We start from the raw sequence: 18926 nt of genomic DNA on the forward strand, positions 1-18926 counted from the left end.
TTCAATCGGGAGGAAGTGGGGCATAAGGCTTATGAGACGCAGGTCATGAGGCGTCCGGGGCCTCCCCAGCCACCAGCCGCGGCGGGTCGAACACCCGCACCGGCGGCAACTCCCCCTCGAAACGGCCGACCTCCACCCGTGAGAGCTGCCCGGTGCAGCCGTGACTCAGCGCCGACGTCCCCACGTCATCGGTCAAGACGTTGGGGTTGCCGTGCACGCACGACGCCGCCCACGGCGCCGACGGGTCGAACCACGCCCCCGTCGACAGCTGCACGACCCCGCGCCGGATGCCCGGCTCGATCACCACCCCGGCCAGGCAGCTCCCCCGATCGTTGAACACCCGCACCACGTCCCCCGCGGACAGGCCGCGGGCGGCGGCGTCCTGCGGGTGCACGCGCAGCGGCGCCCGGCCGGCGATCTTCTCCGACCGGCTGTGCGCGCCCATGTCCTGCTGGCTGTGCAACCGACCCTTCGGCTGGTTGGCGACCAGCACCAGGGGCCACTTTCGCGCGGGGTCGCGGTCCGCCCCCTCCCACGGGTCCAACCAGACCGGATGCCCCGGGCAGTCGGCGTAGCCGAAGCCGGCGATCGTCTCGGAGAACAGCTCGATCCGCCCGCTGGGCGTGTGCAGCGGGTTGCCCCGCGGGTCCGCGCGGAAGGCGCCGAACAGGGCGGTCGCCTCGTGCCGGGCGGGCATGTCGATGCCACCCTGCTCCCAGAAGCGGGCGAACGGCGCGACCGGTTCGGCCAGGCCGGCCCGCCACTCCTCGTAGATGTGCTCCAGCCACTCCGCGGCGGAGCGCCCCTCGGTGAACGCCTTCTCCACGCCCAGCCGCCGGGCCAGGTCGGTGAAGATCGCGTACTCGTCGCGCGCCTCGCCGTGCGCCGGCACCACCCGCCGCATCACGCGCAACCGCAGGTCGCCCCGGCTCGCGGCGATGTCGTCACGTTCCAGCGTCGTGGTGGAGGGCAGCACGATGTCGGCGTGGCGCGCGGTGGACGTCCAATGGGTCTCGTGCACGACCACCGTCTCGGGACGGCCGAAGGCACGGCTCAACCGCCGGAGGTCCTGGTGGTGGTGGAACGGGTTGCCCCCCGACCAGTAGACCAGCCTGATGTCGGGGTAGGTCAGCCGCCGGCCGTTGAAGTCGAACGGCTCCCCGGGACGCAGCAGCGTGTCGGAGACGCGGGCCACCGGGACGACGGAGTCGACGGGGTTGGACCCTTGGGGCAGTTTCGGCAGACCGTGGGGGGTGGCCCCGCCGCCGTAGTTGCCCATCGAACCGTACCCGCTGGCGAACCCGCCGCCGGGCAGGCCGATCTGCCCCAGGCAGGCGGCGAGCGCGAGGCCCGCCCACAGCGGCTGCTCGCCGTAGCGCGCGCGCTGCACCGACCAGCCGACGTTGACCAGGGTGCGCCCGGACGCCATCCGCCGGGCCAGATCCCGCAGGGTCGCGGCGTCCACCCCGCTGATGCCGGCCGCCCATTCGGGGGTCTTCGCCACACCGTCGGAGGCCCCCGTGACGTAGTCGCGCAGCACGTCGGCGCCGACCGTGTAACGGTCGAGGAAGGACTCGTCGGCGAGCCCCTCGTCGAACAGCACGTGGATCAGCGCGAGCAGGATGGCCGTGTCGGTGCCGGGCGCCGCGGCCAGCCACTCGGCGTCGAGCTCGTCGAGCGTGTCGTCGCGCAACGGGCTGAACGAGACGAACCGGGTACCGCGCCCGGCGGCTTTCCGCATGTCGGGCTCTGCGGTGTGCGCGGCACGGCCGCCCGAGGCGATCCAGGTGTTGGACACGCGCAGGCCGCCGAAGGTGACCAGCAGGTCGGTGTGCTCGGCGATGGCCTCCCACGTGGGGGGACGGTACAGCAGGTCGTAGGCGCCCGGAAGGCCGACGATGTGCGGGAACAGCACCTCGACGGCCGCGTGGCTGTAGGTGTTGGCCGTGCGGGTGTAGCCGCCGATCGTGTTGAGGAAGCGGTGCAGCTGGCTCTGGGAGTGGTGGAACCGCCCGGCGCTGGCCCACCCGTAGGAGCCGCCGTAGATCGCGGCGTTGCCGTGCTCGCGGCGGACCCGCTCCAGCTCACCGGCCAGCAGGTCCAGCGCGGTCGCCCAGTCGACCTCGACGTACTCGTCGTCGGGGTGACCGCGCCGGTCGTCGGGGCCGGGGCCGTTGTCCAGCCAGCGCCGTCGCACCGCCGGACGGGCGATCCGGGTGGCGTGGTGCTGGGCGGCGGGCGCGTTGGCGTACAGCGGGGAGGGCGCGGGGTCGGCGGGGTCGGGGCGCGCGCCGACGACGGTGCCGCCACGGACCAGGACCTCATAGGTCCCCCAGTGCGAACTGGTCGAGTGGGCGGTGACGTCTTCGGAGACGGTCATGGTCGTGTCCTTTCCCGGGCCGGTGGGCTGCCCTCGCGTCAGCTTATGCGCGGGTCGGGGGAGGCGGGTCGGGCGCCGAAGGGCCGGCTTTGCCAGACTGACCCCACACCACGGTCGAGGAGGAGAGGTGGGCATGGGTTCGGTCGAGACACGGCCGCGCAGGTCGGTGCTCGCGGTTCCGGGGTCCAACCCGAGGTTCATCGAGAAGGCGCGGGAGCTGCCGACCGACGCCTTCTTCCTGGACCTGGAGGACGCGGTCGCCCCGCTGGAGAAGGAGAACGCGCGCCGCGCCGTCGTGGCCGCGCTCAACGAGGGGGGATGGGGAAGCCGGGTCCGCACCGTCCGGGTCAACGACCTGACCACCCAGTGGACCTACCGCGACGTCATCGACGTGGTGGAGGGCGCCGGAGCCATGCTGGACTGCCTGGTCCTGCCGAAGGTGAGCGACGCCTCGCACGTCCGCTGGCTGGACACGCTGCTGACCCAGATCGAACGCGCCAACGGGCTGGAGGTCGGCCGGATCGGCATCGAGGCCCAGATCGAGGACGCCCGCGGCCTGGTCACCGTGGACGAGATCGCCGCCGCCTCGCCCCGGTTGGAGACCCTGGTCTATGGCCCGGCCGACTTCATGGCCTCGATCAACATGAAGACGCTCGTGGTCGGCGAGCAACCGCCGGGCTACGACGTCGGTGACGCCTACCACTACGTCCTGATGCGCATCCTCATGGCGGCCCGCGCCAACGACCTCCAGGCGATCGACGGCCCCCACCTCCAGATCCGCGACGTGGAGGCGTTCCGCCGCTCCGCGCGGCGCAGCGCGGCGCTCGGGTTCGACGGCAAGTGGGTCCTGCACCCCGGCCAGGTCGCCGCCGCGAACGAGGTCTACGCGCCCGACCAGGACGACTACGACCACGCCGAGTTGATCCTGGACGCCTACGCCCACGCGACCCAGGTCCGCCGCAGGGGGGCGGTCATGCTCGGAGCGGAGATGCTCGACGAGGCGTCACGCAAGATGGCCCTGGTCATCGCGGCCAAGGGGCGGGCCGCGGGGCTGCGCAGGACCAAGGAGTTCGTGCCCGAGGAGGAGTGAGGCGGTTCCGGGCCGAGCGGACCGGCCCGGAACCCGCGCTCAGTGGTGGTGCTTCCTGACGTGCTTCCGCCCGCACCGGGCCGGGGCCATCCCGTCCATCATCAGGCTCAGCCCGATGCCGAACAGCCAGCTGTCCTTGGCCAGGGCCAGCCCCTCGGGCGTGGGACGGATGCCGTCGCTCATGCGCGCTTCGGGGTTGCTGAAGTACAGCCCCAGCAGGCCGCCCGCGAAGCCGGTCAGGGCGGTGCCGACCAGGGCGCTGGGGAAGACCGGCAGCAGCAGCGCCGCCCCCAGCGCGATCTCGCCGTTGCTGAGCAGCTGCGTGAACCGCTTGGGCTCCATGTCCTTGAGGAACGGCCACGCCCGTGACGCCTCACCGTGCAGGTAGGAGGCCGTGTCCTCGTCGGCGTTGCGCTTACTGAGGCCGGAGTTGAGGATGAACGCGCCGGTGATCAGGCGCATCGGCATGTGATGGGGTCGGGTCAACGCTCCCATGGAGTCCTCCAGGCGTGGTCGGTTCGCCGCCGCCCCGGAAACGTCGCGACGGCCGCACGTGTTCGGGGCGCCGCTACCCCGCCACCGCCGGACCTCCCGGACCGGACCCAGGTTTTACCGCCCGGCAACGGGAGCACGCCGGCCTCGTCTCCTCGGCTGCCGGCGGACCCCGGCGGCGTGGCGGCCGCCGGGTGTGTCAGGCGGTCAGGTAGGGGCGGTAGGGCGGGCCGTCGTGGATGAAGGTCTGGGGGCGTTTGGTGGCGGCGTGGGCGTCCCACCATTGCGGGGAGCCGAAGGCGTAGGGGGCGCGGGAGGCGGTGGCGTAGGGGCGCACGCGCTCGGTGCCCGGCCGTGGGGGCGTGGGTTCGGGTGTGGCCGGGGGTGGTGTTTCGGGGCGTGCGGGCGCGGTGGTGGCGGTCAACGCCGCCGTGATGGCCTCGGCGGTGCGGGGGTGGGCGAGGGCCAGCAGCATGACCGCGAACGCGGCCATGACGCGGCTGATAAGGTCGCGCATAGCTCTCTTCCTGGTAGTGCAGGTTGGGAGTCAGGCCCCGTGCCAGGTGTTGGTAGCACCTGCCGGGGCCGTCTTCAGTTGTGGGGACGACGATACACGCGCGCGGCGCGCCGGCTGAGGTCTTCGCCGTCTTCCAATGTTTCTTTTCAGCACGTCAGACGGTTCCGGCCACGCCTGTCGGATGCGCCCGAGCCTCGTCCCACCGATCCACGCCCAGGCCGTGCGGCCCCGGGCTGCCGTGAGACGCCCCGGCCGGTGCGCCTCCTCTGGGTGCTGGTGTTGCCGAAGGCCGTGTCTAGTCGTCGTCGGTGGTGTTCTTGAGGGCGTGTACCTGGTCGTGGCGGTAGTGACGTCCGGCTCCGGGGAACGGGTGGATCGGGGTCACTCCGTGTTCGGCCAGGTGGTCGTGGACCACGGTGATCCGTAGCCGTAGCACGTGGGCGACGTCGGGAGACGACAGCAGGGGGTGTCCATCACGGGGGTCGTGGTGGACCGGGCGGGGCCGTGCGTCGCCGGCGGTCTGGTCGAGGAGCGCGGTGACGTCGCGCTCGCGGAAGCGGTGTTTTCCGCCCGGGGTGCGGATCGAGGTCAGCCGGCCGGTGTTCACCCAGCGGGTGACGGTCTTGGGGTTCACCCGGAACATGGCGGCCACCTCACCGGAGGTGAGAAGACGCTGGTCCGCGGGGCTCACCGGTGGGCCTCGGCGATCTGGTGGAGGCGGACCTGGACTTCGGCCAGCCAGCTGAACGTCTCGCTGTGGCCGCCGTCCCAGGAGGTGAGGGTGTACTCCCACCCGTACCACCTCTCGGTGTGGGTGAGGTGCCAGCCCAGTTCGCGCGCCCGTTCGGACTCGCGGCAAAACGCCGCGTAGTTCGCCGAGGGCGACGAACCAGGCACCCCCGGACGGGGCTGGGAAGAAGCGGGAGGGTGGTCCGGATCAGTGGACATGAAACATCAGCTCCCATGCGGTCTGGGGCCGCAGTGACTGGCATCCGACTGGATGGGACCATCATTTATCGCATAATGCGATTTCACAAGAGGGGTTGACGTATTATGTATAAATGTCTGGTGTTCTAGACTCTCCGCCATGCGACGGCCGTACAGTCCCACCGTGAGAAGACGACGCCTGGCAAAAGAGCTGCGCCACCTGCGCGAGGAGGCCGGCTTCACCGTCACACAGGCGGCACGGGAGACCGGGACGCGGCAGCCCACACTCACCCGAATCGAACTGGGCCAGCAGCACGTCACCGCGCCGGTCCTGGAGCGTCTGCTCGACCTGTACGGCGTCACCGACCAGGCGCGACGGGAGGCGTTCGCCCAGCTCGCCCGGGACGCCAAAGAGCGCGGCTGGTGGGCCAAGTACCGCGACGTCTTTCACGGGTCGCTACCGGATCTGGAGTCGGAGGCGGATGTGATCCGCGCCTTCGAAGCCCAGGTGATCCCGGGCCTGCTCCAGACCCCCGACTACATCGAGGCGATCTTCCGAGGTGGCCGAGCCCACGAGGAGGCGGCCGTTCACAAGGCCGTCGACGCTCGCATGAAGCGCCAAGAGATCCTGAACCGCGTCCATCCGCCGCGGTTCGAGGCCGTGATCGACGAAGGCGCGCTCCGTAGGCTCATCGGCGGCCGGGAGGTCATGCGTGAGCAGTTGCAGCACCTCGTCAACATGGCCACGCGCCACAACATCACCATCAGGGTGCTGCCGTTCGACGCCGGGGAACACGCTGCGATCGCGGGGGCGTTCACCATCCTGGATTTCCCGGAGGCTTTCGACCCATCAGTCGTTTTCACCGAGACGCCGACGGATACGCTTCTAGTCGAGGAACCGCCCGAGCTGGACCGGTACAACGAGATCTTCGGCCACATCCTGGGGTCGGCGCTCGTGCCGGCGAAGTCGGTGACGTTCCTCAAACAGGTGATAGAGGACCTTACCTAGTCGCGGAGAGACCGACAGTGAAAAACCTGGTATTCCGCAAGGCCAGCTACAGCGCGAACCGCGACAACTGTGTCGAGGTCGCGGATCTCCCCGGGGGTGGGGGTGCTCTCCGGGACACGAAGCACCGCCACCTCGGTCACATCGAGGTCCCCCGGGAGGCGTGGCAGGTGTTCCTCGCCTCTGTGAAGAGCGAGGAGCTGTAGAGCTTGAGGATCTGAGAAGCCGGTGGCCTCGCGCAGCGCGCGGGGCCATGGGCTTACCCGGCCAGAGAGCCGTCGCCGTACGCATTCCGGGCGGCAGAACGTCAGGCCCCTCCGCCACCCAGGGCGACAGGAAATCGGTGTTTCCCGCGACCAGCGGGGGCGCACGCTCGTGCGTTTCGACTCCGCCCCGAGCCGGCGCGGGGGTCCCGGCCGCCGGCCGGTACCTCCCGCGCGGGGCTGCCGGTATTCCAGGTGTCCTCCTGTGGCCGGAGCCGCTGACGGGACACGGCCGGCTCCCTAGGCTCGACCGCGACATCCCCCCGCTCAAGGAGCGCGCATTGGGAGACCACCGCGGTAAGCCGCAGCCGATCCAGCCCCTGCCCCCGCCCCCACCGCCGTCCCCCGACAACGGACCCCCGCCGGGAAGGCGCGGTAAGTGACACCACAGCGGCCCGCTCACACCGAGCTGAGCCGCTTCCTCCTCGCCAGTGGGGTGCTGGCCCGCGAGTGGGCCGAGCCCTTCGACGCGACACCGCGCGCTTGCTTCCTCCCCGACCTGATGTGGCCCCTGGACCCCGACACCGGCCGGCACCTGAGCGTGGACCGGCGCACCGACCCCGGCGAGTGGGAGCGCTGGGCCGCCACCGACACCGCGATCACCACCCAGTGGGACGACGGAACCCACACCGGCCCCACACCCGGGACGGTGCCGACCTCCTCGTCGTCCATGCCGAGCGTGGTGACCTCCATGCTCGGCCACGCCGACATCCGCCCCGGCACGCGCGTACTGGAGGTCGGCACCGGCACCGGCTGGAACGCCGCGCTGCTGTCGGCCCGCCTGGGCTCCGGCAACGTGGTCACCGTCGAGGTCGATCCCGTCCTCGCCGGCATGGACCCGCCAGGGCCGGGAAAGGGGGTGCGGACCCCGTCGACATCGAGCAGCAGGAACGGGAGGTGGCTTTCCATCGCTCGTCCTTTCGGTCAGACCCGCAGCAGCCTGGCTGCGTCGTTGGTGTGCCGGCGTACGACCTCCACATAGAGCTCGTCATCGTCGGGATCGCCGATCCAGGTGAGAGACTGGTCGATGAACCAGGTCAGAACCCACATCCTGTGCCATCCCAGCGCCCACTCTTCCGCGGACAGCCCGCCCCGATCGTTCAACGTCTCGGCCGGTCCACCCTCGTGGACGTACGTCTCCAGAAAACCCCTGGTCTTGAGGACGTCAGGCGGGTCGACCGTGCCGTGCCATGAGGCGAGGTCGATCAGTCCGGGACCTCGAAAAGCGCGTGCGAAGTCGAACACGAACGTTCGGTTCCGGGTAACGAGAAGGCTCTCCGGATGGAACTCCGAGTGGACCCAACCGTAAGGACGCCGCATAGCCCCCTCGGCACGTCGCATGGAAGCCTTCTCGATCTCCTGAAGCGTGTCAGCGATGTCGTGGGCGTCCGTCCACCGGGCTCGCTGAAGAAGGCGCAGGCTGCGCAAGGCACGGCTCGGCAGTGAAGCGAGCCAGGCAGTGTCGGCCAGTGGTAGAAAGTCGGGAACCGCCGACGAGTGCAGTTGGAGCGCGGCGGCGATGCCGTCGGCGTCGTCCGCCTCCCTCACCGGCCGTCCCAGATCCTCCATCAGCATCCCCAGCGATGTGGGGCCTCGGGTGGATGAGTACACGCGGGGAACGTTGACTCCGGCCTGCCAGGCACTTGTCAGCGCGTCGTGTTCATGGACGAAGGGCTCGACCGCCGCTTTGAATACGAGCGTGCCCCCCGTGCTCAAGGTGACCCGCTCGACATGCGAGAGTTCCCAACTGTGGAGAACCTCCACCTTGCTGGGCGCGCATCCGAAGTTGGAGAAGACTTCTTTCCTGAGCCGGTCGATCTCGGGCTGTTGCATGAGAATCCTCCTTGCGTAAGAGGGCCGGGGCCCGCGCAGACCCCGGCCCTGGACAGGATCAGCTCGTGAGGTCGGAGCGGAGCCAGCCAGCTGTCACGGAACTCGTTCAGGTCGTCGCGGAACCGGTCCATCGGGGTGCCGTATTGGGCGACCACCCCTCCACGACGGTCCGGAGCCGACTGGCATCCGTGGACGAGCCTTCCGCCCAGTGCGGTGTGGGCTTTCACCGCCTCGATGCGCAGGTGCCCGGTGGTGATCCCCTCTCCTCCGAGGGAGGGCAGCAGCTCCTCGCGGAAGAGGAAGGAGTACGCCTTCCATCCGATGGGTCGTTCGTGACGCGGACGTTCCCGGAGACGAAGCGGAGTGCCTTCTGTTCCAGAGCCTCCTCGGCGGTCTCCTCAACGGGTAGCATCTCGCGAACGACGACGTCCCGATCGATGTTTCGCCAGGCCGCGGCGTCGGCCCAAGAGGCGGTGGCCGCTTACGAGGCGGCACGAAGAAGCGGGTCGGACGACTGGGCGTTCGGGGACGAGGCGGGGGCCAGGGCCGATCCTGCGCTCGCCAGGGCCTCACTCGGAGAGATCGAGGGGACCGCTGAAGCGCTGGAGCCGGTGCTCAACCTTCCACAGGATCAGCGGATCACCGGCATCCTCGGCAGCGTGGCGCGGGTCCAAATCGCGCTTCGGGCGCCGGAGTACGTGGGCAGCGCTGCCGTGAACCGCCTCCGAGCATCCCATCGACGCCTTCGGGCGAATCCCGGTCGCGCTCACCACGGGTTAGCCTTCGCCCATGTCTCCAGTCGAAATCACCGGTGACGGGCTGGTCCTCCGCGAGTTCTCCCGCGCCGACCTCGGCGGCCTCCACGGCGTGTACGGAGACGAGAAAACCGTCACGCACCTGTCCTTCTCGGCCAGGAGCAAAGACGGGTGCCTGACGATCATCGACCGCGCCATGGAGGACGCGAAGGCCGCCCCCCGGCGGGTGTACCTGCTCGCGGTCACCCGAGGCGACCGCGTGGTCGGGGTGGCGCGGCTGGCCCGTGAGGAGTACCCGCACAGCGCGTCACTGGGCTTCGCGCTCCGGGCGGACCACTGGGGGCGAGGGTTGGGGACCGAGCTGGTGTCCCTCCTCCTGAAGTTCGGTTTCCGGGACCTGGGCCTGTACCGGCTCTGGGGCGCTCGGGCTCCGGAGAACACGGCGTCGGCTCGGGTGATGGAGCGGGTGGGGATGCGCGAGGAGGGCCGCATCCGCGCCCACGTCTGGACGGGCGAGGCATGGCGGGACTCGATCTCGCACTCGATCCTGCGGGACGAGTGGGAGAGGGCCGCGCGCTAGGCAGCCGTCCCGGCGGGCCGCGACGGCCCTCCCGAAGGGGCGGTGGGCGCCTTCGAGACCCGCAGGAGCCGAAACCGCAGGGGCGCACGGGAACCCCTGGCCGAACACCACCGTGAGCGCCGGGAGGGCGCCGCCGAACCGAACCCCCACGCCAGACGCGCTCGGCCGGCCGACCCCGGCCGGGTGTTCGGTTCCCTGGCCGTGGCCGGCCGATCGGCAGCGGCGCGCCCCCTCGCGTTCGCCCCCGCAGCCGGGGCTTCGGCCCTGCCCCCAGGGGAGGCCGCCGGGCAGGGCCGGCGTGCGCCAGGGGCCGGTCCCAGCCGGCCCTCACCCCTTCACCGGCGCGGACCACCGGGAGAACGGCCCCTGGCGCCGTACGCGACCGCCCCCGCGATGGCCGCGCACTGGCGGGCGTGCCCGGCCCGGCCGCAGACTGGCACCATGCGCGCCAACGGATCCCGACGGCCCGGGCGGCGCCGAATCGACTGGGCCGCCTGGATCGACACCTGCCTCGCCTGGCTCTACCTCGTGCTCAAGATCCTCATGCTGGTGGCCCTGATCGGCCTACTGTCCTCCCTCGACGTGCTCTCCGACGACCAGAACGGACTACCCCCCTCGCAGCTGCCGGTCGACCCGTTTCCCCCCGGCCACGAACCCCCGCCCATGCAAGGCCCCATGCGCTGATCCGCATCGGGGACCGCGGCCCCTCACGGGCGTTCCCGGCCGGAGCCGGCCGGGAACGCCGATGCCGGCTCCCGCCACATCGGTTGGATGGTGGGCCCATCGGGCAGGACGATCGGGTCACCGAGCGGCGCGAACCCGTGGCGCGCGTACCACCCGGCGTTGCGCGGCGAGTCCACCTCCAGGTACGCGGGCAGGCCGGCGGCGTCGGCCCGCGCGAGACCGCGGACGAGCAGGGCGGTGCCGAGCCCGCGCCCCTGATGGGCGGGGTGCACGCCGAGGAACTGGAGGGTGGTGTGCGGGCGGTCCTTTGGATGGCGCATGGCCGTGGCCGCCAGATAGGTGCTCAGCCGGGCGGACGGCCGCGGTCCCGGCGGCTCGTCGGCCTCGGCGTCCTGCGTGGACCAGGCAAGCCAGACCGCGGCCGCCCCGTCCAGCACGTCGAGGCCCCCGGCCGCGGCCGACTCGGCCACCACGGACGCGAACATCCGGTCCGGGTGCTCCGGTGCGAGCCAGCGCAGGAGAACGTCCTCGCGGAACGCTGCCGTGAGCACCTGGACGGCGTGTTCCCGGGCCCCGCCCACGGCGGGCTCCCCGTCCCGCGGGCCGGAAACGGCGGGGAGTGCCTTGCCGCCCGTCACGCTCCCTCCACCCCCGGCGCGGTGGCCGTCAAGGCGGCCACGCCGTCGAGGAGGGCGCGGCGCTCGTCCGGTCCGATGTAGCGGCCGGCGGCGACGACCGCGTGGATGCGGCGGGTGTTCCTGATGTCGGCCAGCGGGTCCGCGTCCACGACCACGAGGTCGGCCAGCTTGCCCGGATCGACCGATCCGCAGGTCTGCTCACGGCCGAGGAACCGGGCGGGCTCGATCGTCGCCGTCTGGAGGGCGCGCATCCTCGTCAGTCCCGCGCTGACCAGGAGTTCGAGCTCCTCGTGCAGCGCGAAGCCCGGGAACAGGCCGGGGGTCACCGCGTCCGTGCCGGCCAGCAGCCGCACGCCCGCCTCGTCCATGGCGGCGACCGCCGCCCGCCGGTGGTCGAACAGCGTGCGCCGCTTCGCCTCCTCGTCGGCACTGCGTCCCCCGCCGTGGAAGATCTGTCCCCGGACGAACGTCCACATGTCCGGCACGTCCGGGGCCATGTAGGCGAACCGTTCGTCGTCCAGGCGCATCCACTCGGGCAGATCCACCGCGGCGTGCATGACGAGCGTCGGGCAGTAGGCGACGTCCTCGGCGACCATGCGCTCGAACAGTGAGGTCGCCGACGCCCCGCTGTAACGGTTCACCGACTCCCACTCCACCTCGTTGACCTGCTTGAACCAGTCCGCGTAGTAGAAGCCGGGCCGTGGGGAGATCCGCGCCATCGCGGCCTCCATCCGCTCCACGTCGGTGGAGGTGGCCGGCCACAGTCCGTGGACGTGTTCGAAGGACCTCTGTCCGGCGCCGAGCTGGTCCCTGAGCGGTACCCGGTCGCAGCGATGCCCGACCACGGTCATGTCCTGGGCGGCGGCCTCCGCCAGCAGCGCGAAATAGGGCTCCGGCTCCAAGCGGGAGTAGACCTTCACGAAGTCGGCTCCGCCGTCCTTGGCCACGCCCACCGCGCGCCGCGCCTCCCGCTCGGTGGTGACCGAGATGATCGGCGCGTCGATGGGGATGTCGGACCACAGGGCGGGGGCGCCGTCCACGATCGGGCTGGCGATGACCGAGCGCGGCCCGATCATCTCGCCGGCCGACGTCCGCCGCCGCCACTCGTGCAGCAGCGGCCTCCCCCACATCTCGCGGACCATGGTCACGCCGTTGGCGATGTAGAGCGCGGGCAGGCGCCGCTCGTCGTCCGGACCCGGTTCGCTGTGCACGTGCATGTCGGTCAGCCCCGGGATCACGTACCGTCCGCGCAGGTCGTGCACTGTCGCCCCGGGCGGGATCACCACCTGGGAGGCCGGGCCGACCGCCGTGATCGCGCCGTCGGCCACGAGCACGGTCTGGTCGGGAAGGGATCGGCCGCCAACGACGTCGATCACGGTGACATGGGTGAGGGCCAAGCCGGTGTCGTCGAAATTCATACGCGCACCGTAGGGACGGAGCCGGCCCGCCCGCCCGCCTCGCCGGGACGCTTCCCCGCCGTACCACCCGAACGGCGCCGCACACCGGGACACCGCTACGGTGCGCCGCCCACCGCACTAGTACGGTGCGGCACATGGAAGCGAAGGACGGTGACGGAGGACCGGCCCGGCGTGTGGCCGCCGAACTCCGCCGCAGGATCGCCGACGGCGTGCTGCGCCCGGGTGACCGGGTGCCCTCGACCCGGCGGATCGTGAACGAGTTTGGCGTCGCCATGGCGACCGCGAGCCGCGTGCTCGCCCTGCTGCGCGAGGAGGGGCTGATCGTCACGATCCCCGGCTCGGGCAGCGTGGTCAAGGCCCCCCAACCGGATACGCCGCCCGTCACGCCGGATCGGCCCCGCCCGCTGACACGGGGGAGGATCGTCGCGACGGCCATCGCGCTCGCCGACCGGGAAGGCGCCGACGCGATCTCCATCCGCCTCCTGGCCGGCCGGCTCGGCGTGACGCCGATGACGCTGAGCCGCCACGTCGCCGGCCGCGATGAGCTCGAACTCCTGATGATCCGAGCGGTGTTCCGCTCGGAGCCGTTGTCCAACGTCGCCCCCGAGGGGTGGCGGGAGCAGCTGGAGGAGGTCTGCCGGTCGCAGTGGCGCCTCTACCGCCGCCACCCGTGGCTGGCCGAACTCCTGTCGGTGCTGCGGCCGGCCCCCGTACCGGAGGCGATGGAGCACAGTGAGCGGACCCTCCGGGCGCTGGCCCAGCTCGGTTTGACGGGGACCGAGCGCTGGCGGGCGGCCCTCGCCCTGCCCGCCCTCGTCCGTGGCCTCGCCCTGACCGTGGTGGATGAGCTCAGGACGGCGCGGGAGACGCGCATGCACACGGCCGAATGGTGGACGGCGATGGAGGGCGAGATCCTTCAACGGTTCCAGACCGGCCGTTTCCCCTACCTCTCGGCCATGGAGGCGGACGAGGTCATCGACGACCTGGACGGCCTGTTCGAGCTCTCCCTCCGGTGTCACCTGGACGGGCTCGCCGGACTCGCGGGAACCAGGGGGCGGCGCTGAAGCGGCTCGGCGGCCACGCCGGTTCCCCCCGCCCACGGTCGCCGAAGACGCGACGGTTTCCGCCGGCCGCCGCATCCCGGCACGTAGGCTGCGGGTATGTCTGAGATTCCCGCGCGGTTGACCGTGGTGACGCTCGGAGCCCGGGACCTGCCCGGACTCCGACGGTTCTACCGGGCCCTGGGGTGGACGGAGACCTCGTCCAGTGGTGACGGCTGGGCGGGTTTCCTCCTGGGCGGCGTCCTGCTGTCCCTGTACCCCGTGGAGGAGCTGGCCGCCGAGGCCGCGGGCGGTGCTCCCGCTCCGACCGGGTGGGCGGGGTTCACCCTCGCCTGCAATGTGGACGCCCCCGAACAGGTGGACGCGGCGTTCGAAGCCGCCGTCCGAGCCGGCGCCACGGTGGTGGCCGAGCCGGTGAACCGCTCCTGGGGAGGGCGATCCGCCTATATCGCGGACCCGGAGGGCAACCGCTGGGAGATCGCCTGGGCACCGGGCGCGAGGTTCGACGGCCGAGGCGCGCTGACCGCCTTCGACGACTGAGAACCGTCGCGGGGCGCGGACCGGGGAGGTGCGCTCGGCCGTCACCGGCCGCTCGCGGCCACCGGGCCCGGCCTCCGGGGGCGTGACACGCCACCGACCGCCGGAAACCGGCCACGGCGAGCTCCCAGAGGGCCGCCGGGGCAGGCGCGACCCCCGACCGCGCGGTGACGCGGGGCCGTGGGCCGGGCCGTCCCAGGGCTTCTCACACCCCTCGACGTGTCCTCTTACCCGGCGCTAACCGGGATGGGCCACCATGGCCTCCATGAGCAGCACCGCAGCCACCGTCCTCATCGCCGATGACGACCGCGCCATCCGCGACTCACTGCACCGCGCCCTCGAACTGGAGGGCTATGTCGTACGGACGGTGGCCGACGGGGTCCAGGCGCTCGCCGAGGTCCACCGGGAACCGGTCGACCTGCTCGTGCTCGACGTGATGATGCCCGGGGTCGACGGGCTGGGCGTGTGCAGGGTGCTGCGGGCCGAGGGCAACCGGGTGCCGATCCTCATGCTGACCGCCCGGGTGGAGACTCCCGACCGGGTCGCCGGACTGGACGCCGGGGCCGACGACTACCTGCCCAAACCGTTCGACCTGGACGAGCTGCTGGCCCGGCTGCGCGCGCTGCTGCGCCGTGCCACGCCGCCCCCCGGCGACCTCCCCGAACCGCCGTTGCAGGTCGCCGACCTCCGCCTGGACCCGGGGGCGCGGCGGGTGTGGCGCGGCGGGACCGAGGTCGAACTGTCCAAGACGGAGTTCGACCTGCTGGAGCTGCTGGTCCGCAACGCGGGGATCGTGCTCGACCACGCCACGATCTACGACCGCATCTGGGGCTACGACTTCGGCCCCGAGTCCAAGAACCTCGCCGTCTACATCAGTTACCTGCGCCGCAAGCTGGAACCGGCCGGGACGCCGCCGTTGATCCAGACCGTGCGCGGCGTCGGGTACACGATCCGGCCGCGATGACGGCGCAGGACAGCCCGGGACGCGCGGAGGAGCGCACCCGGAGTATCGCCTCGATGAGCCTGGGAACCCGGTTCGCGTTGACGTTCGCCCTGGTCGCCGCGGTCGTCATCACCCTCGTCGGCTCCCTGGCCTACAACGCCGCGGCGTCGCTGGTGCGCGCCAAGGCCGAGGAGGAGTTCGAGGCGACCGTCACCGACCTGGCCCAGGACCTGCGCGGCAGCGCCCTGGGCCACAACGGGGTCAGCCAGATCAACCTGCTGCACTCCGACACCTTCACCTTCCAGCTCCTCGCCCCCAACGGCAGCGTCGCCTTCCCGGTGAGCGAGAGCGCCCCGGCCGAGCGGCTGCCGGTGACGATGGGAGACCGCCGGATCGCCCGCGCCGCCGAAGCCGGCGAGGTGACGCGGCGCGAGGACAGCGCCAACGGCGAGACCTACCGGATCGCGACGGTCTCGTTCGGTGGTGGGGGCGGCGCCGTGCAGATCGCCCAGCGGATGTCGCCCACCGAGACCCTTCTCGACACGCTCGCCGGGCAGATGCTCCTCGTCGGCGCGGTCGCCCTGGTCGGCGCCGGCTGCGCCGGCTGGCTGGTGGCGCGCCGCATCACCGGACGGCTGGTCCGGCTCACCGAGGCCGCCGAGTACGTCAGTTCCACCGGGCGGCTCGACCTTGTCACGCCCTCGGGCGGCGCCGGCGGCAGGGACGAGGTCGGCCGGCTCGCCGGCGCGTTCAACGCGATGCTGGCCCGGTTGGCCAGCTCCAAGGAGGAGCAGCGACGCCTGGTCCAAAACGCCTCACACGAGCTGCGCACCCCGTTGACCAGCCTGCGCACCAACGTCAGCGTCATGCGCAGCTTCGAACGGCTCTCCCCGCAGGCCCGGCGCCACCTCATCGACGACCTCCAGGGCGAGACCCGCGAGCTGACCGACCTCGTCGACGAGCTCGTCCAGCTCGCCACGGGGACCCACGAGGACGAGACCCCGCAGGAGGTGAGCCTGCGGGAGCTGGCCGAACGGGTGGCCGCGCGGGCCCGGCGGCGCACCGGGCGCGAGATCGTCGTGGACGCGGACGGCTCGGTCGTCTTCGGCCGCGCCGGCGCGCTGGAACGGGCGATCTCCAACCCGGTGGAGAACGCCGCGAAGTTCGACCCCGAGGGCGAGGCGCCGGTCGAGATCGTCATCAGGGAGGGGCGGGTGGAGGTCCGCGACCGAGGGCCGGGCATCGACCCGGCCGAGCTCGGCCATGTCTTCGAACGCTTCTACCGGGCCACCTCGGCGCGCGGGATGCCCGGATCGGGACTGGGCCTGTCGATGGTCCACGACATCGCGGTGGCCCACGGCGGTGAGGTGTTCGCCCGCAACCGCGAAGGGGGCGGCGCCGTCATCGGGTTTCGGGTGCCGGTCCTGCCACCGGCCCCGACTCCCGACGGCGGGTGACGGCGGGGACGGCCTCGCCACACCCGCCCGTGACGGCCCGCTGCGCCGCCACGGGCGGGGAGGAACGGGCGAGGGCGATGGTGCCGCCGCAGATCAGGGCCGCCGCGACCAGCGCGGCGGCCCCGCCCACGGGGGTCGCCGGAAGCGCCTCGCCGAGGAACACCACCCCGATGGTGACCGCCGCGACCGGGTCGCTGATCAGGAGCGTGGCGTAGGCCAGGGCGAAGTGCCCGGTGCGGTAGGAGTTCTGCACGATCACCGCCCCGAACAGGCCGATGGCGACGGCCACGACGGTGAGAGGCCGCATCAGGGACGCCGGATCGTCGAGGGCGTCCACCCCGATGACGCGGGCCAGCGCCGAGGTGACCCCATAGGCGATACCGCCCGCCACCCCCAGTGCCCAGGCCTGGGTGACGCCTCCGCCCAGTCGGGCCACCCCCACGCAGGCGAGCATGGCGGCCAGCGCCAGCAACGGCATCAGCACCGGCGTGTCCGGGTGGGGTGCGGGACCGGGCACGTGGGCGGGGAGGACCAGCAGCAGCATGATCAGCCCCGCCGTCACCGCGAGACAGCCGCCGATCTGCGACCAGGTGAGCCGCCGCCGTCGCAGGAAGGCGGACAGGGCCACCGCGAACAGCAGGCCGCTGACCCCGATCGGCTGGACCACGGTGAGCGGGGCGTGGCTCAGCGACCACATGTGCGCCGCGACACCGGAGACGCTCAGCACGGTGCCGAGCACCCAGTAGGGGTCGGCGGCCAGGTGCCGGAGCAGCCGGAGCTGGCCGACCTGCCCGGTCGGGACGGTGATGGCCCTGCGTTCCTGGAGCGCGGCACCTGCCGCGACCGCCAAAGCGCCCACGACGGCCGTGACGATGGCCCACGCCATGCCCAACCCCTTCACCTGCTCACCCGTCCGTGTGGCCGCGCGGCGGGGGCCGGCGCACGGGACGGCCGCCCCGACCGGGGCGGGATCGTACGGGGCCCACGACGACGCCGTACCGATCCGTGCTCTCGCCGGGCGCTGGACCGTGGAAACGGAAGGGGAGGCGGGGATCGATACCGCGACAGGGGCGAAAAGAGGTTACTGCCACAACCGCCCACGCGGTAGTCAACATGGGCGCAAAGGTGCCTCAGGGACGCTGGTCGGGGACGTCCGCTTCCGGAAGCTGCGAGCGGAGGGCGGTCAGGCGGCTCCCGTAGCGGGCCCGCACCCGGGCGAGCACGGACGGGTCGTCACTGGGCACCGGCTCCAGGAAGATCTCGTCGAGGTCGGGGAACTCCGCCCGCAGCCCGTCGTTCAGTCGCACGCACGTGTGCTCCAGTTCCGCCACTGACAGCTGGTCGGCGAAGTCGATCCGGGCGCACAGCAGGACGCGGTCGGTCCCCACCAGCATGGTCAGCAGGTCGACGACCCTGGTCACCTCCTTCCTGGCCGTCAGCCAGTCATGGATGCGCAACACCAGCCCCAAGTGCGCCTGCTGCCCCACGAGCAGCTCCTTGTTGGTGGCGGCGAGCCGGAAGGCGACCCAGACCAGGAGCGCGCCGATGAGGACCGAGGCCACACCGTCCCATACCCCCGACCCGGTGAGCTGGTGCGCGCCCACCCCCGCGGCGGCCAACACCAGGCCGACGAGCGCGGCCGAGTCCTCCAGGAACACCGTCTTGGCGGAGGGGTCGTCGGGACTGCGCAGATAGGACAGGAACGGACGCTGCTGGTCGGCGGCCTCGCGCCGGACCTGGCGGGTGGCCTGCGTCCACGACACGCTCTCGATGCCGAAGGCGAGCAGGATCACGACGTAGGCGACCCACGGGGCGGTCTGCTCGTCCGACCCCGAGACGATGGTGCGCACGCCCTCGTAGATGGAGAACATCGCCCCGGAGGCGAAGATCGCCACGGAGGCGAACAGACCCCAGAAGTAGCGCTCCTTGCCGTAGCCGAAGGGGTGGCGGCGGTCGGCCGGTCGGCCCGACCGGCGTAGCGCGGTGAGCAGCATGACCTCGGTGAAGCAGTCGCCCACCGAGTGGGCGGCCTCGGAGAGCATCGCCGCGGAGCCGGTGATGAGACCGGCGGCCAGCTTCATCGCGGCGACGCCGAGGTTGGCGCCGAGCGCGAACAGCACCGTGATCAGGCTGCCGTGGCCACCGTCGCCCCCGGTGGGGGAGGGGGCCGGGACCGGCTCGCCGGCGCGCGCGTCGCCCGGGTCGCGTTCGCCGTGTCCGTCCGCGCGTCGTTGGTCTCGCACGTCGCCCCTCCCGCCTCGTCCATCCCTTCCCAGCTGCCCTGATCGGGCCGTTTCCACCTTGGCCGGTGATGTGGGGCCGGAAGGAGTGGATCGCCGTGGGGC

19 protein-coding genes and 1 pseudogene are annotated in these 18926 nt (G+C 71.8%); 10 read left to right on the forward strand and 10 right to left on the reverse strand.

Annotation, left to right across the window (positions count from 1 at the left end):
- Positions 1–43: 43 nt before the first annotated feature.
- The gene (locus ACYVHU_RS06455; RefSeq protein WP_498947799.1) at positions 44–2380 is read right to left on the reverse strand and encodes a molybdopterin guanine dinucleotide-containing S/N-oxide reductase; all 2337 of its coding nucleotides are present in this window, start codon (positions 2378–2380) and stop codon (positions 44–46) included.
- A gap of 133 nt (positions 2381–2513) precedes the next feature.
- Here ACYVHU_RS06455 and ACYVHU_RS06460 point away from each other — a divergent pair, with 133 nt between their 5' ends.
- Entirely contained in the window at positions 2514–3470 is a 957-nt protein-coding gene (locus ACYVHU_RS06460) for an HpcH/HpaI aldolase/citrate lyase family protein (protein WP_078763899.1), read from the forward strand.
- Between the two features lie 39 nt (positions 3471–3509).
- Here the strand turns inward: ACYVHU_RS06460 and ACYVHU_RS06465 are convergent, their stop codons facing one another.
- The 4 genes and pseudogenes from ACYVHU_RS06465 to ACYVHU_RS06480 all read right to left on the reverse strand — a co-directional run bounded on the left by ACYVHU_RS06465 (position 3510) and on the right by ACYVHU_RS06480 (position 5376).
- A complete protein-coding gene (locus tag ACYVHU_RS06465; RefSeq protein WP_078763898.1) occupies positions 3510–3965 on the reverse strand; it encodes a hypothetical protein in 456 nt (151 codons plus the stop codon).
- A gap of 196 nt (positions 3966–4161) precedes the next feature.
- Positions 4162–4479: a hypothetical protein gene (locus ACYVHU_RS06470; protein ID WP_498947801.1), complete on the reverse strand. Its 318-nt coding sequence runs from the start codon at positions 4477–4479 to the stop codon at positions 4162–4164.
- A gap of 526 nt (positions 4480–5005) precedes the next feature.
- Positions 5006–5170, reverse strand: a pseudogene (locus tag ACYVHU_RS06475) (BldC family transcriptional regulator); the annotation flags it as partial.
- On the reverse strand, positions 5167–5376 hold the full coding sequence (locus tag ACYVHU_RS06480; protein WP_498947802.1) for a hypothetical protein: 210 nt from the start codon (positions 5374–5376) through the stop codon (positions 5167–5169). The pseudogene ACYVHU_RS06475 and the gene ACYVHU_RS06480, both read right to left, overlap by 4 nt.
- Before the next feature lie 214 nt (positions 5377–5590).
- Between ACYVHU_RS06480 and ACYVHU_RS06485 the strand changes: the two genes are divergently transcribed.
- The 3 genes from ACYVHU_RS06485 to ACYVHU_RS06495 all read left to right on the forward strand — a co-directional run bounded on the left by ACYVHU_RS06485 (position 5591) and on the right by ACYVHU_RS06495 (position 7657).
- Entirely contained in the window at positions 5591–6415 is an 825-nt protein-coding gene (locus tag ACYVHU_RS06485; RefSeq protein ID WP_498947804.1) for a helix-turn-helix domain-containing protein, read from the forward strand.
- Positions 6416–6432: 17 nt separating this feature from the next.
- A complete protein-coding gene (locus ACYVHU_RS06490) occupies positions 6433–6618 on the forward strand; it encodes a DUF397 domain-containing protein (RefSeq protein WP_078764119.1) in 186 nt (61 codons plus the stop codon).
- A gap of 436 nt (positions 6619–7054) precedes the next feature.
- Positions 7055–7657 (forward strand): methyltransferase domain-containing protein, encoded by a 603-nt coding sequence (locus tag ACYVHU_RS06495; RefSeq protein WP_498947806.1) that lies wholly within the window; start codon positions 7055–7057, stop codon positions 7655–7657.
- Here ACYVHU_RS06495 and ACYVHU_RS06500 read toward each other — a convergent pair.
- Entirely contained in the window at positions 7600–8508 is a 909-nt protein-coding gene (locus tag ACYVHU_RS06500) for a phosphotransferase family protein (protein WP_200813773.1), read from the reverse strand. The two genes, ACYVHU_RS06495 and ACYVHU_RS06500, sit on opposite strands and share 58 nt — an antisense overlap.
- Before the next feature lie 789 nt (positions 8509–9297).
- Here ACYVHU_RS06500 and ACYVHU_RS06505 point away from each other — a divergent pair.
- Positions 9298–9843, forward strand: coding sequence for a GNAT family N-acetyltransferase (locus ACYVHU_RS06505; protein ID WP_498947808.1), 546 nt, complete (start codon positions 9298–9300; stop codon positions 9841–9843).
- 441 nt (positions 9844–10284) lie between these two features.
- Positions 10285–10527, forward strand: a complete 243-nt coding sequence (locus tag ACYVHU_RS06510; protein ID WP_078764116.1) for a hypothetical protein — start codon at positions 10285–10287, stop codon at positions 10525–10527.
- Positions 10528–10550: 23 nt separating this feature from the next.
- On the opposite strand, the gene ACYVHU_RS06515 is transcribed toward ACYVHU_RS06510, so the two are convergent.
- Positions 10551–11165, reverse strand: a complete 615-nt coding sequence (locus ACYVHU_RS06515) for a GNAT family N-acetyltransferase (RefSeq protein WP_498947810.1) — start codon at positions 11163–11165, stop codon at positions 10551–10553.
- A complete protein-coding gene (locus tag ACYVHU_RS06520) occupies positions 11162–12583 on the reverse strand; it encodes an amidohydrolase family protein (protein WP_432938390.1) in 1422 nt (473 codons plus the stop codon). The genes ACYVHU_RS06515 and ACYVHU_RS06520 overlap by 4 nt, the downstream gene beginning before the upstream one ends.
- Before the next feature lie 134 nt (positions 12584–12717).
- Here ACYVHU_RS06520 and ACYVHU_RS06525 point away from each other — a divergent pair, with 134 nt between their 5' ends.
- From ACYVHU_RS06525 to ACYVHU_RS06540, 4 genes are all read left to right on the forward strand, one after another.
- The gene (locus ACYVHU_RS06525; protein WP_498947811.1) at positions 12718–13647 is read left to right on the forward strand and encodes a TetR/AcrR family transcriptional regulator C-terminal domain-containing protein; all 930 of its coding nucleotides are present in this window, start codon (positions 12718–12720) and stop codon (positions 13645–13647) included.
- A gap of 96 nt (positions 13648–13743) precedes the next feature.
- On the forward strand, positions 13744–14184 hold the full coding sequence (locus tag ACYVHU_RS06530; RefSeq protein WP_498947813.1) for a VOC family protein: 441 nt from the start codon (positions 13744–13746) through the stop codon (positions 14182–14184).
- A gap of 262 nt (positions 14185–14446) precedes the next feature.
- A complete protein-coding gene (locus ACYVHU_RS06535; protein WP_078764125.1) occupies positions 14447–15145 on the forward strand; it encodes a response regulator transcription factor in 699 nt (232 codons plus the stop codon).
- Positions 15142–16581: a sensor histidine kinase gene (locus ACYVHU_RS06540; RefSeq protein WP_498947815.1), complete on the forward strand. Its 1440-nt coding sequence runs from the start codon at positions 15142–15144 to the stop codon at positions 16579–16581. Before ACYVHU_RS06535 ends, ACYVHU_RS06540 begins: the two co-directional genes overlap by 4 nt.
- On the opposite strand, the gene ACYVHU_RS06545 is transcribed toward ACYVHU_RS06540, so the two are convergent.
- Positions 16526–17467, reverse strand: coding sequence for a DMT family protein (locus ACYVHU_RS06545; protein ID WP_498947816.1), 942 nt, complete (start codon positions 17465–17467; stop codon positions 16526–16528). The two genes, ACYVHU_RS06540 and ACYVHU_RS06545, sit on opposite strands and share 56 nt — an antisense overlap.
- 244 nt (positions 17468–17711) lie before the next feature.
- Complete coding sequence (locus ACYVHU_RS06550; protein WP_235001202.1) at positions 17712–18824, reverse strand: cation diffusion facilitator family transporter; 1113 nt, start codon at positions 18822–18824, stop codon at positions 17712–17714.
- Between the last annotated feature and the right edge of the window lie 102 nt (positions 18825–18926).

The organism is Marinactinospora endophytica, assembly GCF_054780875.1.